The sequence below is a fragment of the Streptomyces tricolor genome (genome assembly GCF_002155905.1).
GTDB lineage: Bacteria > Actinomycetota > Actinomycetes > Streptomycetales > Streptomycetaceae > Streptomyces > Streptomyces tricolor.
In genome coordinates this window covers 1-345 of the sequence record NZ_MUMF01000553.1, presented here as the reverse complement: position 1 = coordinate 345, position 345 = coordinate 1, and the positions used below count along the sequence as shown (strand labels likewise).

Genomic DNA, 345 nt, shown 5'->3' with positions numbered 1-345 from the left:
GTCACAGGCCCCGAGCCCGTGCACTCGCCCGTCGACCAGCCGGGAGGGCAGGTTCCCGGCGGCCGGCACGGTGTCCAGGTGCCCGGCGACCAGGGCACGCTCGGCCCGCCCGAGCCCGGTACGCGCGATGACGGAGTTGCCGACCCGGTCCACGGCGAGATGCGGCAGCCGACGGAGGGCCCGCTCCACGGCATCCGCGAGAGGCCCCTCCTGCCCGCTCTCGGAGGGCAGGTCGACGAGCGCGCGGGTGAGGGTGACGACATCGGCGGTGAGATCGAGGTCAGACATGCCCTCGATCATGCGGAGCGGAGAGAGCCTGCGGGTGTGCCGATGGGCCAAAGGGCT

General features: G+C 73.6%; 1 pseudogene. It reads right to left on the bottom strand.

The window, feature by feature from the left end:
• Positions 1-288 (bottom strand): annotated as a pseudogene (locus CCN44_RS46745) (succinyl-diaminopimelate desuccinylase); the annotation flags it as partial.
• Positions 289-345: the final 57 nt, after the last annotated feature.